The sequence below is a fragment of the Thermoplasmata archaeon genome (assembly GCA_038729465.1).
Classification (GTDB): Archaea; Thermoplasmatota; Thermoplasmata; order Thermoplasmatales; family ARK-15; genus JAVRLB01.
Window position 1 is genome coordinate 36498 of the sequence record JAVYRZ010000002.1, and the last position, 13986, is coordinate 50483.

Below are 13986 nucleotides of genomic sequence, written 5' to 3' on the forward strand. Positions count from 1 at the left end.
GGCATAACATACAGCTTAACCCTGTTATTGTAACGTTTCCATGGTTCTTCAATTTTACGTTTGGTATATATTTGGATTCATTAGCTTTGGTAATGGTCTTAATGGTTTCTGGAGTATCGTTTTTAATACATCTTTTTGCGATCGGTTACATGGGAAAAGATCCTGCTAGAAACGTATATTTTGCCGAAACTGCATTGTTTACATCTGGAATGCTTGGGCTTGTGCTCACTTCTAACATGCTTTTGTTTTTTATATTCTGGGAACTTGTGGGTGTGTGTTCATATCTATTGATCGGGTTCTGGTGGTATAAACCTAATGCGGCTGCGGCGGCTAAGAAGGCATTTATAGTGACCAGAGTGGGAGATGTGTTGTTCTTATTTGGTATTGCTGTATTATACTATTCAATGGTAAATATTGGAATAACCGATCCTCTATCCATCCCTATATTTTTGCAAAATATATCAAAAATCAGTTCCACCAACTTGACACTCATAGGTATACTGTTCCTGGGTGGAGCAATGGGCAAATCTGCTCAGTTCCCGTTGCATGTGTGGATTCCTGATGCGATGGAAGGGCCTGCAACAGTGTCTGCGTTGATACATGCTGCCACGATGGTAACTGCAGGAATATATCTCGTTGCAAGAGTGTTTCCAATATACTTAGATTCGACCACTGCATTGATGGCAGTGCTCTTTGTGGGTGCATTCACTGCATTTTATGCAGGAACGCTTGGGCTTGTTGTTAATGATATAAAGAGAGTTCTGGCGTATTCAACAATCAGCCAATTAGGGTACATGCTTGCTGCTCTGGGTATAGGATTAGTTATCGGCCAGGCTGCAATTTCTGCGAGCATATATCACCTGATTGTTCACTCGTTTTTAAAAGCATTGTTATTCCTGTCAGCCGGTGCGATACTATTCGCATTGTTAGATACTAGGGATATTAGGAAGATGGGCGGATTATGGAGAAAGATGCCAATTACAATAACCATGATGTTCATAGGAGCATTAACACTGGTAGGATTTCCGTTAACTGCAGGATTTTTCAGCAAGGATGAGATAATATCTTTAGCGTATGTATTTTACCAAGCTAACGGGGACATATTACCATGGTTGTTTCTAGTGCTGGGTGCATTTTTAACAACATTATACACATTCAGAATGTTCTTTTTGGTGGCACTAGGCAAACCAAAAACCTATGCTGCAGAGCATGCAAAAGACCCACCATGGATAATGATCATACCGCTCGTGGTTTTAGCTGCATTGTCACTTGTTTTCGGAATCTGGCAAGATCCTTTTTATTCATATGTATCTGGCATACCATCCGATCATGTGAACCTACTGATAGAATATACTCCAACAATATTGATGTTTGCAGGATTAGGCATTGCGTATGTATTCTATGGCAACAGAAAGCTGGATGCCTCAAAAGTAGCTGCAGGAAGCGGTCCTTTTTACACACTTTTGAAATCTAAATATTATTTAGACTATATCTTCACAAACTTAATTGCTGAAAGGATAGTGGTGTTTGTTTCTATGATTACTTATTTGTTTGATAAGTATATAATTGACGGAATTGTAAATGGAGCTGCGAAACTTGTATATGTAACGGGAAGGATTTCGAGAAAATTGCAGACTGGAGTTATACAGAACTATACTGCATTTTTGATAATAGGTGCCATATTGTTATTAATAATACTTAGAATCTGGGGGGTATGGCTATGAGCTATCTGTTACTTATCCTTCTATTAATTCCCCTCATTACAAGCTTGATCCTGTTCTTTACCAGATCTAAATATTCCAAGTACATTGCAGTAGCGGGCACATTAGTAACTCTTGTATATTCAATCTATCTCTTTACACAGTTTTTATTTGTCTCTGGTTATCAGCTAGTTTTAAACATTTCGTTATCATCGCAGTATGGGATTAGCTTTTATCTGGGATTAGACGGTCTGAGTCTTCCACTTGTAATACTGACCTCAATAGTCCTTTTAATCGCAGTGTGGTATCAGAAACACACAGAGAGAGAAAATCTGTACTATGGATTGCTATTATTCCTGGAATTCGGATTGATGGGCGTGTTTATATCTCTGGATTTTTTCATATTTTACATATTCTGGGAGCTTGTATTGATTCCCGGCTACTTTTTGGTCGGAAGATGGGGCGGGTCGAGAAAAGATTATGTATCCATCAAGTTCCTGATATATACTCACGTGGGATCTCTGTTTATGTTACTTTCTATATTTACCTTATATTATTATAATGGAATACAGAATTATTTCACGTTCAGCATTCCTGTATTGTTGCAAAATATTGGCTCGCTGCACATCCCAACGCTTTGGAGCAGTTTTATAGTATTTGGATTCATGCTTGCGTTTCTCATAAAGCTACCAACCGTACCATTACATACATGGGCTCCTGACGCATATGTAGAAGCCCCTGATTCAGCAAGCATGATATTTTCAGGGGTAATGTCAAAGATGGGCGCTTACGGACTGTTCAGATTCATATTATCTTTTGCTCCGATAATGAACTCTACTGAATATTATATATTGTTAGGGCTTGGGATATTGAGCTTGCTCTATGCATCTCTCTCGGCACTAGCTCAAAAAGACCTGAAAAGACTGGTATCTTATGCGAGCATTGGCCATATGTCTTTTATTACCATTGCGGTTGCAATAGGCATAATGTTCACTGGACCAATCAGGAATCTGGTAGTTGCGGGTGGAATGTTTTATATGTTTGCTCATGGCATAATAATAGTGATATTATTTGGCTCAGTTGGAGCGGTTGAGAGAGCTACAAAGTCCAGAATAATAGGAGATCTTGGCGGACTGACCAAGAAAATGCCATATCTGGCTTTTATTATGACCGCCGGGTTCTTGGCCTCGCTGGGCCTGCCAGGATTTGCAGGATTTATAGCCGAGTTTTCCATAATAATAGGAGTGTATCCGTTCATACACTATCTAATACTGCTGATATTGGTGGGTGTGGTGCTAGTGGCAAGCTATCATTTATGGGCATTGCAGAGAGCCATATTTGGGCCATATAATGAAACTTTAGGAAATATTAAAGATATGACCAGATACGAGTTCTGGCCAATGCTTATGGGAGTATTGATAGCGTTGTTTCTGGGTATCTATCCAACAGTGTTGTTTAAAATAATTACCTTATTTAGTGGAGGTGCATAAAAGTGAATATTATTCCAATTTATCCAGAGCTCATAATAGGAATAGGTGCATTCTTAGTGATATTAGTAGGAATGGCAACACAAAATAACAAAGTATTGGCAGGACTTTCTGCTGCTGTAGCACTTTTTTCTCTTGCAACAATACTGTTAAACTTTTCGAACACTGCAACATTGCTGTCAAACAGTATTCAGATCACGTCATTGGGGAATATATTTAATCTATTGTTCATTACAGCGCTACTGTTTACCCTTTACTCTTCAGTAAGAGATACTAAGTCCAGGCCTGAAATATATTATGCACTGCTCCTGTTTGCAACACTGGGAATGATGTTTGTATCCTTTTCAAATAATCTTGTGATGATCTTTGTTGCATTTGAGACGTCCAGTATTGCTACATATGCACTTACCGCTTATAACAAAGAAAAGAGAGCTTTGGAAGCATCTTTGAAATACTTTGTTACAGGTGCAGTATCTTCTGCATTTTTAGTATTTGGAATATCATATTTGTATCTAGCGTCTGGATCGTTCAGCTTTAGCGCTTTGTATACAGTATCTAACACATATTCAATAATCGGATTAGTATTGCTGGTTGTGGGATTTGGGTTCAAACTTGCACTGTTTCCGTTCCATTCTTGGGCAGTGGATACATATACTGGCGCGAGATCTTCGCTCTCTGCATTTCTGTCAACAGGCAGCAAATTGATGGCTTTGATAGCTATTGTCAGACTTATATTATTTGCATTTTATGGGATGAAGTATGATGTGTACATAATATTCGCAATACTATCTGTATTGACCATGACATTCGGAAACATCGTTGCACTGGTCCAGAAAGATGTAAAGAGAATGCTTGCTTATTCTTCCATTGCCAATGCAGGATATCTTAGCTTGTTTTTTGTCATTGCCGGATACACTTACAATAATACGATCTTAGGGTATGGCCTTGCAGCATTGCTCATATTTTCAATTGCCTATCTTTTCATGAAAGCAGGATTGTTTATAGCGACGAGTCCTTTTGAAGGCAGTGACGCATTTTTGGACAGATTTGCAGGGCTCGGTAAAAAAGCACCGTTGTTCGGGCTATCTATTGCGCTGTTGTTAATGTCACTCGCCGGAATACCTCCAACTCTAGGGTTTGTGGGAAAATACTATTTATTCCTGACCTTGATAGAATCTAACTTGTTGTGGCTTGCCATTATAGCAATAATAAACAGTGCGATATCAGTGTTCTATTATTTCAGGGTAATTATGTACATGTACTGGAAACCGTCAAACGAGCCGATAAAAGTAGGATCACAGATTATGATTCCGGTATTTATAGCAGCGATGGCAGTGATACTATTGGGAATTCTCAGTCCTTACCTGATCGGTTCTCTAAATCATATTGCTACCGTTTTCTTGGGAGGGATATAAATGATTATTGATTTTTACTTGACTATTTATGATACCGAGCTCATCAATGGAGACATAAAAAAAGCGTACAATGCACTTAAAAAAATAGAGAAATATGCCATAAAGAATAAAGGTTCAAAATATGCGGACGGTGCATACAAGTTTGCTGAAATAAACATGAAAGTTCTGGAGAGGAAGATTGACATGAACGCTGCAAGAGCTGAGTTGTTGAACATTGCAGAAACATATCCTGATTTTTATCTATATAACAAGCTAGATATTGAAGATCCTAAAGTAGCGGCTATGGCATATATTTTCAGACTAGAATATTCATTGAATCGTTATGATCCAGCATATCCAGCATTTAATATGCAGAGGTGTGACGATTTATGAATCATTGTTTCAAAGAATTTGAGGAACATAAATCTGAAGAATCTGCTGTTGAGTGTTTGAGATGCCTGAAAGAACACTATGAAGAGCTATTTTTTGATGACACTGAAAAGAGATTGAAACTTGCAAGTGAAGAGTGGGATAAGGAAATAACCAAGTATATGGTTGAGATCAGTGAGATATTAAATATTAAGAGCAGAGAGCAGTTTATAGAGGTAAAAGAAAAATATAATTTAACAATATATTGAAAAAATAGAAGTTGTTAAATATCTCTTTTATAATTATTATTTAGATGAGAATAGATAGAGTATCTACGGGATGCGATGCGTTTGACCAGCTTTTGAATGGTGGAATTGAAAAAGGGCATATTACAGAGATATTTGGGGAAGGTGGGTCAGGGAAGACTAATATTTGCATAGAAACTGCAATAACAGAATCTAAAAAAGGAAATAAAGTTGTTTATGTGGATACAGAAGGAATTTCTGCAGAGCGGTTATATCAGATATTAAACAATGCGCCTGAAGAAACATTGAAAAACATTTATTTTTTCAGATCTTACTCTATAGAAGATCAAGAGGAGATGATGAGCAAGGCAATATCATTAATAGAAGAGCAAAAAGATATATCGCTGATAATAGTAGATTCACTTACCGAGTTTTACAGGGCAGAGCTTTCAAACGGAACATCCACAAAAGCAAAACTGTTCTTATCAAAGGAGCTTACAAATCTATCTAAAATAAGCAAAAAAAGAAATGTTGCAGTGCTTGTAACCAACCAGGTTTACCTGGATATTAACACTAAAGATATTATGCCATTAGGAGGGTATATACTAAATCATATAGCAAAAACCATAATCCTGCTTAGAAAGGTTGGAAGGGGGAAAAGAGAAGCAATACTTCAGAAGCACAGGTCCATAGAAGAAGGTAGAACAGTGACTTTAAAAATCACAAACATTGGTTTTGAAAGAGACATGGAGGATCAGTAAAATGGGAGTTGACATATCTTCTATCCTGGATATCCAAAGCATTCAATTTAGAGATCTAAGCGGGAAAGTAATAGCGATTGATGCTTACAATGCTCTGTATCAGTTTCTTTCTATAATAAGACAGGCGGATGGAACACCGTTAAAGGATTCTGCTGGCAGGATTACTTCCCATATCTCCGGACTTTTTTACAGGACCAGCAATATATTAGAGTTTGGAATTAAACCAGTATATGTGTTTGACGGAAAGCCACCGGAACTAAAAAGATCAGTTATTGAGAAAAGAAACGCGATAAGAAACAATGCAGAAGCAGAATGGAAAACGGCAATAGAATCTGGGAATATGGAAGAGGCTAGAAAATGGTCTCAGCAATCTTCAAGGGTGAACAGGGAGGTGGTTGAAGAGTCCAAAAAATTGTTAGATTATATGGGCATAGCGTGGATTCAGGCACCTTCTGAGGGTGAGGCACAGGCATCATATATGGCCAGAAAAGGAGACGCATACGGAGTTGGATCACAAGATTACGATTCTCTTTTGTTCAATACCCCATATTTGCTGCGAAACCTTACAGTATCCGGAAAGAGGAAGATGCCTGGCAAAAAAGTTTATAAAGACATCTCTCCTGAAATAATAGACTTGTCTAAAAATTTAAAAAATTTGCAGATTACACGTGAACAGCTTGTAGATATGGGCATTTTGATAGGAACGGATTTCAATGAAGGCATAAAAAATATAGGACCAAAAAAAGCACTTTTGCTCATTAAAAAATATGGGAACTTAGAGAGCATAGAAAAAGAAAAAGGATTTATGATTGAAAATTATGAACAGGTGAGATCCATATTTTTAAAGCCGGATATAGCTCCAGAGTATAAGATTGAATGGAAACAAATTGACGATTTGAAACTGGCAGAGTTTTTATGCGAAGAGCATGATTTTTCAAAAGAACGGGTAAGTTCTACCATTGAAAAATTGAAAATGGTCCAGAAGAATAAGGCTCAGAGAGATTTAAGCGAATGGCTATGATACTTTTTTTCATAATTTTTGCATGAGTTTTATAGGTTTAGATAGATGTCTACGTGCTATACTAGGAACCTCATAATAATTCAATTCTAACGATCTGGATAATTCAACCTGTTCGTAATTAACACTTTTAGTACCGCAATTTCGGCATCTGTATCCTTTTTCTCTGCCAATAGAATCCATCTTCTTATGGCATATTGGGCAGATTGGGGGTATGTTTTTCATTATTTTCTGCAACTTTAGAATCTCTATTTTTTCAATATTGATCGTATTTTCACCTTTTCTTTTTCCGCCAAACACCTTTAATTCATCGCCTATCACAAGATTCTTAACAATATCTCTGAACTCCTTGGTGGGTTCATATGCAGCACAGGTGATCTTACCAGTTTTGTCAGAGAGTTCAAAGAGCACATGCCCACCTTTTATTATTCTTGGCGAAGATATCACTTTTCCTATCAACATTACGCTCTCGTATTCTCTGATATTCACAATTTTTTTTCTCAGTATATGATCATCAGTACCCTGATTTGTCTCAAAAATAAGGTAACTTTCAAATTCAGCCGTAATTATTTTCAGACATCTCAGTAACTCTCGAGGATCTGTGCCCCTTACTCCGTATAAAACTGGAGTTTTAGAGTTTGGCTTGATAGAGATATGCTTGTTTCTGTAGTCATAGTTATCAAAAGTATGCTTTAGCTTCTGGTCAAGTTCTATCACTTCTTCTGTCTTGATTTCTCTAGAATTGAACCATTGCTTCTCATTCAGATATGTTATAAGTTCGTATGTTTTGCGTTTTGCTCTCCATGCTATTGCTGCAGAAGCACCGATTATGCCCCTCCCATTCTTATATTTTTTAAATATTGTATTGCCCAGTTCTTTTTCAACATCGTCTATATTTACTACTGATCTCACAGCTTTCCAGTACATTTTTTCGCTAAGCTTCTTGCTGGATATCACAATTCCTGGGTTTGTGTTTTCATCTTTAAATATCGCATATTTTTCAACAATTCTTTTTACATTATCCACAACATCAGGATCTATATGAATATCCTTTGAGTAGGAATATGCATATATCTTATTTCCTTTTATAGCACCTGCAAGAAATTTTGGGCCTGTGCCTTTCCCGAATTTCAGGCAAATTGCACCGTTACCTCTGGTTTTCCAAGGTATGTTTGGGTTCAGACGCACAAGCCTTGGGTATCCAATAAGGTCAAGCCCCAAATTCTCAATTAATGATACTGCTAGATATGTGGTACACATCCCTTCTGTAGAATCGGTATCATCTATTCCGATATATATACCTGCCATTTACAGAGCCTATTCCCATTCTATTGTAGCAGGGGGCTTATTAGTGATATCATAAACAACCCTGTTAACGCCTTTAATTGAATTTGTAATTTTTATAGAAATCTCATCCAATAAATCAAAAGGTATTCTGCTGAACGTGCCAGACATTCCATCTATAGACTCTATAGCTCTCAGTGCAATAGTATATCCAAATGCCCTCTTGTCTCCATGGACCCCTACACTTCTCGTAGATAATAATACCGCAAAAAATTGCCATGGTTTCTGTATCTTTGAATCTCTTACCGCTTTATATATCTCAGTTTCAAAAATATAGTTTGCATCTCTCACAATTTCTAATTTTTCAGAAGTGATCTCGCCCATAACCCTTATTGCAAGGCCAGGGCCAGGAAACGGTTGTCGCTCAGAAACACTAAGTCCCAGATATCTTGCTAATTCCCTGACTTCATCCTTATAAAGATCTCTCAATGGCTCTAAAATTCTCAATTTGATATTTTTTGGTATGCCCCCTACATTATGATGAGTCTTAATGGTCTCTCTCAGTTCGTCCCCAGATTCTATCCAATCTGGTGCTATTGTGCCTTGAACTAAATAATGTGCTCCAAACTTCTGTGCTTCTCGCTCAAATATTCTTATAAATGTTTCTCCGATAACTTTTCTTTTTTGTTCAGGATCTGCTATTCCTTTCAAACCATTTAAAAATGTATCGATCTCTGATAAACTTAAAAAATTTATGCCCAAGCCCTTCAACATCTGAATAACTTCTTCATTTTCATATTTTCTCATCAAACCTGTATCTATGAATATAGCCTCTAGATTAGCTCCTATAGCTTTGCTTACAAGTATCGCAGCTACTGTGCTATCTACCCCGCCAGATACTGCAATAACTGCCTTATCATTTTTTATAGTTTCTCTGATATTTAATATAACCTCTTCAACAAATTTTGACGGATCAAAAATCTTAAGTTTAGTCATTTATACTCACTCCTACTTATCCTGATCTAAGAAACTCTTTAGTTCTCTCTCATTTTCCTGTTCTATGTTTTTTATATCCTCACTCTGAAATTTATTCAATCTATCAGCTAACTTTTCTGAACCCACTGCTAAAATACGTGCCGCCAGCAAAGCTGCATTTTTGGCATTATCTATACCAACAACTGCAACAGGAACACCTTTTGGCAACTGTGCCATAGAGAGCAATGAATCGTATGGTACCTTCCCTGATAGCGGAACACCTATCACCGGTTTTAGAGTATATGAAGCTATAAATCCTGGCAATGCAGCACTTAGCCCAGCAAACGCTATGAATACCTTTGCATCGCTTCTAGTAATGTGATCTCTCAAATGATCCGGAGATCTATGTGCAGATATTATAGATATATTATACTCAATTTTAAGTTGCTTTAAAACAGAAATGCAGTCTTTTAATACAGGTAAGTCACTCTTGCTTCCTAAAATTATTTCAATATCCATACATAGGAAAAAAAGAAACAGTAAATAAATATTATGTTTTCATTATTATTGCTAAAAATATCAAAAACCCAATAACTACTCCAATAATGGCAGCGCCAGCATAAAATAACGTTGGATATATTATCTGCCCAGTCATAAAGCCAACCTCATGCTGAATGCTGTATTTATATAATATATATATTATCCCAATTACCAGGCCTACAACTAATAGTATTGATCCTGCCACTCTGCTCTTACCACTACCAAAATAGGCTGTAAAAATTCCCAATATAAATAATGTCAGAGCAAACAAAGATATAATAACTCCAATAAATGCGTCTAAAGATAACATTTTTTAGCACCTTCATAGTTTTAGAATTTAATTCCTGTTAACGTCTTTGTATCTATAACACCCGCAATGTTTCTGATCTGATCCACCACTATTTTTCCTAATTCATTGAAATCTTTGGCATCTATTTTAGCGATTAAATCATATTCTCCGAACAATGGATGCAATTCTACAATTTCTTTAATGTTTTTTAATGCGTTATATACATCATGTTCTTTTCCCGGCGCAGTACTAATTAACACAAAGCCGACAGCCATTAAAATCACCTATTAAAAGTAATATCTATCCATATTATAAAACTTTCTAAAATGTGAAGGTGTCAATTTACGTTGAGCATTTAGGATTCCATAGAATCTATATGTTTTTTATCTAATCTTTATCAATTGACAGGCCAACGGTCTATATAAAAACATACGATCTTACGCCTGAGATCAAAGAGCTCATGTTCAAATGTGAATCTGTAAAAACCTGTTTCTAGGTTTAGAAAATACTCATGCATCACAAACAGTATTATCAAAGATGGTTATCAAGGGCATCGATATATACGTAATTAAACTGATAAGTATCTATAATGTTATTATGTTATCGTAATGAATGCAAATGAAGTTTTGAATTTATCATTCCATCGGAGTATGTTATGAAAGTCAAGATGGTTGAGAAGATCTGGGTTCATGAAATGCGGATATTCAAAGTCTCGCGCATCTTTCTAAGAATCTCTATAACAAAGCAGATTTTGTAAAAATCAGAAAAGAGGCAAGATCTCCATTGTGAAGGTATCACAAATACTATAAAGATCTACTAAAAATACTTAGTGCTAGAAAAATAACAGATTGTTTACTTTATAATTGCGACACTAAATAAAAAAATTTAATAAATACTAAAGCTTATGCGGAATGAGTAAAATATGAGTACATATAATGAATTTGTATCAAGTTTATCGAATAAAAAAGAGAATATAGATAATAATATAGATAGATACATTAGAAATAGATACAGTGGCGAAATATTTGATCTAATAAAATATATTACTATACATGGGAAAAGACTGCGCGGTTTGCTTTTAACAATAGCGAGCGAAGCATACAAAGGAAATACTATAAAAACTGAAAATCTGGCAGTTAGTGCAGAGCTAGGACATTCAGCCAGTTTAGTTCACGACGATATTATGGATCGGACAAGAGAAAGAAGAGGCACTGAATCGTTCTGGGTTAAATATGGCCTTGAAAGGGGTATAATATTACCGCATATACTTATTTCAGAGTCTTTAAATATAGCAAGAAACGAAGGAGAAGAATTTGTAAGGATCGGTATTTCAACATGGCAAAGAGCCTCTTACGGCCAATATCTTGATTTTATCGCAGAAGAAGAAAAGAATCATGATAAACTTGATTATTTAAACGTAATTGATTTAAAAAGTGGATCCTTATTTGAAGGTGCGGTTGAAACAAGTGCTTATATAGTAAAAGGGTCCAAGCAGTTTATAGAAGAAGCTAAGAATTTTGGGAGATTGTTAGGAATATCTTATCAGATAAGTGATGATTTTATCGGCGCAATTTTAAGTGAAGAGGGTGGCGGAAGCAACAAGCTTTTTAAATACTACCTGCTTAAAAAAGGAATAGATATCTCAAATAAAGACAAAACATTTAATTTTGTTTTAGACTGGATAAAAAAAGAATTTAATCAACTCAACAAAAATAAAGAGTTCTATCTTACTGATACCTTAAGATTTTTTTTGGTATATTCAATTGTGGAAATATTCAGAGAAACTAATGAATATGTATCGCAGGTTAAAGAAACACTAGAAAACATTTTAATCTGAGTTATTCACTTTTTTATTCTTTAAAGCTTCATCTTCCAGAAGCAGTTCTCCGATCAGGTCTTTTATTTTCCATTCAATAGATACTGGAGTAGTTACCGCAACAATAGTTTTTTTCAAAGACTCGTTATTTTTTAAGAGCTCGAATATGATATTAATCTCTTTATTTGAAAAGCCATGTAAGATCATCACCTTTCTTTCTCCAGAAGCAATATCAGAGTCATCTAGTTTCTTGAACATAAATATTGGTAAAAAGATCAATTTATATAATTTTTTGCAATAAAAAATTAAAAGAGAAACACAAAATTAAAAAATAGGATTGAAATAAGGTATATTATGATGCACGTAAATGAAAGGCAAATGAAACAGATGATGAAGAAGATGGGCATGCAAACTAAAGATATAGAGGCTGAAGAAGTATACATCAAAGGGATCTTCAAAGATTATAAGATTTCGAATCCTAAAATTACAGTTGTAGAGGTACAAGGGCAGAAAGTATTGCAGATAATCGGAGATATGAAAGAAATAGATAAAGAAAAACCAGTTTACAATGAAGAAGATCTGAATATTGTAATCTCTCAAACAAATGTATCCAAAGAAGAGGCTATTGAAGCTTTGAAATCAACTAATGGATCGCCTGCAGAAGCGATAATATACATAATGAATAAACATGGATCTAATTGAAGAAGTTTTGAAAAAGATAGTACCTTCGCCGCAACAAAGAGATAAACTTGAAAGAATTATTGTAGATACTAAATCTAAAATAATTTTAGAGATAAAAAAATTGAATTTAGATGCAGATGTGGTACTGGTTGGTAGCGTTGCAAAAGATACTTATATAAACAATACAGACATTGATTTTTTTGTTAGATTTTCAAAAGAATATGAAGAAATTTTATTAAAAAAATACATAATAAATATAGGTTCTTCTGTATTTAAGAATTATGACCTTAAATATGCACAGCATCCATACGTTAGTGGAAAAATAGAAGAAATTGAGGTGGATTTAGTTCCTTGTTATAAGATCGATAATCCAGCCCAGAAAATAAGCACGGTGGATCGTACTCCATTTCACACTGAATTTATACTTAGCAATTTAAAAGATTCACAAAAAAACGAAGTTCGTTTACTAAAAGCATTTTTAAAAGGCATTGAGATATATGGCGCAGAGGCAAAAATAGAGGGATTTTCTGGATATCTTACTGAGCTATTGATTTTGAAATACGGAACATTTATCAATTTATTAAAAGAAAGCACTAACTGGTGCGAATACACAGTATTGAAATATAATACAGAGATTGATGAGGCATATAAAAAAGAACTGATCAAGAAATTTAACAGCCCTTTAATCTATATAGATCCTGTTGATAATAATAGGAATGTAGCCGCAGCATTATCTAGACACAATTATTCTATCTTTAAATTTGCAGCTATGAGTTTTTTGAAAAACCCTAGTTTATCATTTTTCTTCAGGAAAGAAAGAAAGATGAGCTTTAAAGATATAATAGAGAAAATTAAAGCCCGCGGCTCAAAAGTCATTATTTTAAAAATGCCAAGACCTGATCTGGTAGATGACATATTGTATCCTCAAATATACAGGCTCAAGAAAATTATAGAAACTAATTTAGAAGATTTTGGCATTATAAATATTTTTCACAGTGTTACAGATCGAGATATTTTCATAATTATAGAATCAAGCGTTGCTAAAATTCCAAGAGTCATAAAGCATGAAGGTCCACCACTATGGAGCAAAAACATCGCAGATTTTATAGAAAAATGGAAAGATAATGAAAATGTATTAAAAGGGGCATACATAGAAAATGATCGCTTATATATTGATCTCAGAAATGATCAATATTTGTTAGCTGAGAAGTTAAAATATGAGCTAGAGCAGTCAAACATAGGCAAAAATTTAGATTATCTAAAACACAAAGCTGAGATATACAATCTTAAAGATGGAGTTAGAATGATCCCAATTTCTGATTTGTATACTATGTTTGACTATAAGTTTCCATGGGAATATTAAATATATTTATATAAAATTAGTTGTTAAAATAATAGGCTATTGATTAGCCTTTAAAATAATCAAA

The 13986-nt window shown here is 35.0% G+C and carries 16 protein-coding genes; 10 read left to right on the top strand and 6 right to left on the bottom strand.

The genetic code is table 11. The annotated features are described in order from the left end of the window. From nuoL to fen, 7 genes are all read left to right on the top strand, one after another. On the top strand, positions 1–1724 hold a 1724-nt coding region (gene nuoL, locus QXQ25_01015; protein MEM0160286.1), incomplete at its 5' end, for an NADH-quinone oxidoreductase subunit L. After that, positions 1721–3190 (top strand): NADH-quinone oxidoreductase subunit M, encoded by a 1470-nt coding sequence (locus tag QXQ25_01020; GenBank protein ID MEM0160287.1) that lies wholly within the window; start codon positions 1721–1723, stop codon positions 3188–3190. The genes nuoL and QXQ25_01020, both read left to right, overlap by 4 nt. A gap of 2 nt (positions 3191–3192) precedes the next feature. Beyond that, positions 3193–4602, top strand: coding sequence for an NADH-quinone oxidoreductase subunit N (locus QXQ25_01025; GenBank protein MEM0160288.1), 1410 nt, complete (start codon positions 3193–3195; stop codon positions 4600–4602). Then, entirely contained in the window at positions 4603–4974 is a 372-nt protein-coding gene (locus QXQ25_01030; GenBank protein ID MEM0160289.1) for a hypothetical protein, read from the top strand. Next, the gene (locus tag QXQ25_01035; protein ID MEM0160290.1) at positions 4971–5219 is read left to right on the top strand and encodes a hypothetical protein; all 249 of its coding nucleotides are present in this window, start codon (positions 4971–4973) and stop codon (positions 5217–5219) included. The genes QXQ25_01030 and QXQ25_01035 overlap by 4 nt, the downstream gene beginning before the upstream one ends. Positions 5220–5263: 44 nt before the next feature. Further along, positions 5264–5956 carry a DNA repair and recombination protein RadB gene (gene radB / locus QXQ25_01040; GenBank protein MEM0160291.1) on the top strand — a complete coding sequence of 231 codons (693 nt, stop codon included), beginning with the start codon at positions 5264–5266 and terminating at the stop codon, positions 5954–5956. A gap of 1 nt (position 5957) precedes the next feature. Then, entirely contained in the window at positions 5958–6977 is a 1020-nt protein-coding gene (gene fen, locus QXQ25_01045; GenBank protein MEM0160292.1) for a flap endonuclease-1, read from the top strand. Positions 6978–6986: 9 nt separating this feature from the next. Here the strand turns inward: fen and QXQ25_01050 are convergent, their stop codons facing one another. From QXQ25_01050 to QXQ25_01070, 5 genes are read right to left on the bottom strand one after another with little or no spacing between them, the layout of a single operon-like run. Continuing rightward, positions 6987–8282 carry a tRNA(Ile)(2)-agmatinylcytidine synthase gene (locus tag QXQ25_01050; protein MEM0160293.1) on the bottom strand — a complete coding sequence of 432 codons (1296 nt, stop codon included), beginning with the start codon at positions 8280–8282 and terminating at the stop codon, positions 6987–6989. Positions 8283–8291: 9 nt separating this feature from the next. Continuing rightward, positions 8292–9254 (bottom strand): glutamine-hydrolyzing GMP synthase, encoded by a 963-nt coding sequence (gene guaA, locus QXQ25_01055; protein MEM0160294.1) that lies wholly within the window; start codon positions 9252–9254, stop codon positions 8292–8294. A gap of 12 nt (positions 9255–9266) precedes the next feature. Beyond that, positions 9267–9752, bottom strand: coding sequence for a 5-(carboxyamino)imidazole ribonucleotide mutase (gene purE, locus QXQ25_01060; protein ID MEM0160295.1), 486 nt, complete (start codon positions 9750–9752; stop codon positions 9267–9269). Between the two features lie 31 nt (positions 9753–9783). After that, positions 9784–10083: a hypothetical protein gene (locus QXQ25_01065; GenBank protein ID MEM0160296.1), complete on the bottom strand. Its 300-nt coding sequence runs from the start codon at positions 10081–10083 to the stop codon at positions 9784–9786. A 20-nt stretch (positions 10084–10103) separates the two neighbouring features. Then, on the bottom strand, positions 10104–10337 hold the full coding sequence (locus QXQ25_01070) for an Lrp/AsnC ligand binding domain-containing protein (protein MEM0160297.1): 234 nt from the start codon (positions 10335–10337) through the stop codon (positions 10104–10106). Between the two features lie 647 nt (positions 10338–10984). Here QXQ25_01070 and QXQ25_01075 point away from each other — a divergent pair. Continuing rightward, entirely contained in the window at positions 10985–11899 is a 915-nt protein-coding gene (locus tag QXQ25_01075; protein MEM0160298.1) for a polyprenyl synthetase family protein, read from the top strand. Here QXQ25_01075 and QXQ25_01080 read toward each other — a convergent pair. Continuing rightward, positions 11891–12136, bottom strand: coding sequence for a DUF3783 domain-containing protein (locus QXQ25_01080; GenBank protein MEM0160299.1), 246 nt, complete (start codon positions 12134–12136; stop codon positions 11891–11893). The genes QXQ25_01075 and QXQ25_01080 overlap by 9 nt on opposite strands. A 96-nt stretch (positions 12137–12232) precedes the next feature. Between QXQ25_01080 and QXQ25_01085 the strand changes: the two genes are divergently transcribed. Together QXQ25_01085 and cca are read left to right on the top strand one after the other, a co-directional pair. Continuing rightward, positions 12233–12580: a nascent polypeptide-associated complex protein gene (locus tag QXQ25_01085; GenBank protein MEM0160300.1), complete on the top strand. Its 348-nt coding sequence runs from the start codon at positions 12233–12235 to the stop codon at positions 12578–12580. Then, the gene (gene cca, locus QXQ25_01090; protein MEM0160301.1) at positions 12567–13922 is read left to right on the top strand and encodes a CCA tRNA nucleotidyltransferase; all 1356 of its coding nucleotides are present in this window, start codon (positions 12567–12569) and stop codon (positions 13920–13922) included. Before QXQ25_01085 ends, cca begins: the two co-directional genes overlap by 14 nt. Positions 13923–13986 lie beyond the last annotated feature (64 nt).

Bases quoted from the DNA above. Each gene is read 5' to 3' on its own strand.
- QXQ25_01050 (MEM0160293.1), bottom strand. From the start codon at position 8,282: ATGGCAGGTATATATATCGGAATAGATGATACCGATTCTACAGAAGGG.
- guaA (MEM0160294.1), bottom strand. From the start codon at position 9,254: ATGACTAAACTTAAGATTTTTGATCCGTCAAAATTTGTTGAAGAGGTT.
- QXQ25_01020 (MEM0160287.1), top strand. From the start codon at position 1,721: ATGAGCTATCTGTTACTTATCCTTCTATTAATTCCCCTCATTACAAGC.
- QXQ25_01080 (MEM0160299.1), bottom strand. From the start codon at position 12,136: ATGTTCAAGAAACTAGATGACTCTGATATTGCTTCTGGAGAAAGAAAG.
- radB (MEM0160291.1), top strand. From the start codon at position 5,264: ATGAGAATAGATAGAGTATCTACGGGATGCGATGCGTTTGACCAGCTT.
- cca (MEM0160301.1), top strand. From the start codon at position 12,567: ATGGATCTAATTGAAGAAGTTTTGAAAAAGATAGTACCTTCGCCGCAA.
- purE (MEM0160295.1), bottom strand. From the start codon at position 9,752: ATGGATATTGAAATAATTTTAGGAAGCAAGAGTGACTTACCTGTATTA.
- QXQ25_01070 (MEM0160297.1), bottom strand. From the start codon at position 10,337: ATGGCTGTCGGCTTTGTGTTAATTAGTACTGCGCCGGGAAAAGAACAT.
- QXQ25_01030 (MEM0160289.1), top strand. From the start codon at position 4,603: ATGATTATTGATTTTTACTTGACTATTTATGATACCGAGCTCATCAAT.
- QXQ25_01085 (MEM0160300.1), top strand. From the start codon at position 12,233: ATGATGCACGTAAATGAAAGGCAAATGAAACAGATGATGAAGAAGATG.
- fen (MEM0160292.1), top strand. From the start codon at position 5,958: ATGGGAGTTGACATATCTTCTATCCTGGATATCCAAAGCATTCAATTT.
- QXQ25_01065 (MEM0160296.1), bottom strand. From the start codon at position 10,083: ATGTTATCTTTAGACGCATTTATTGGAGTTATTATATCTTTGTTTGCT.
- QXQ25_01035 (MEM0160290.1), top strand. From the start codon at position 4,971: ATGAATCATTGTTTCAAAGAATTTGAGGAACATAAATCTGAAGAATCT.
- QXQ25_01075 (MEM0160298.1), top strand. From the start codon at position 10,985: ATGAGTACATATAATGAATTTGTATCAAGTTTATCGAATAAAAAAGAG.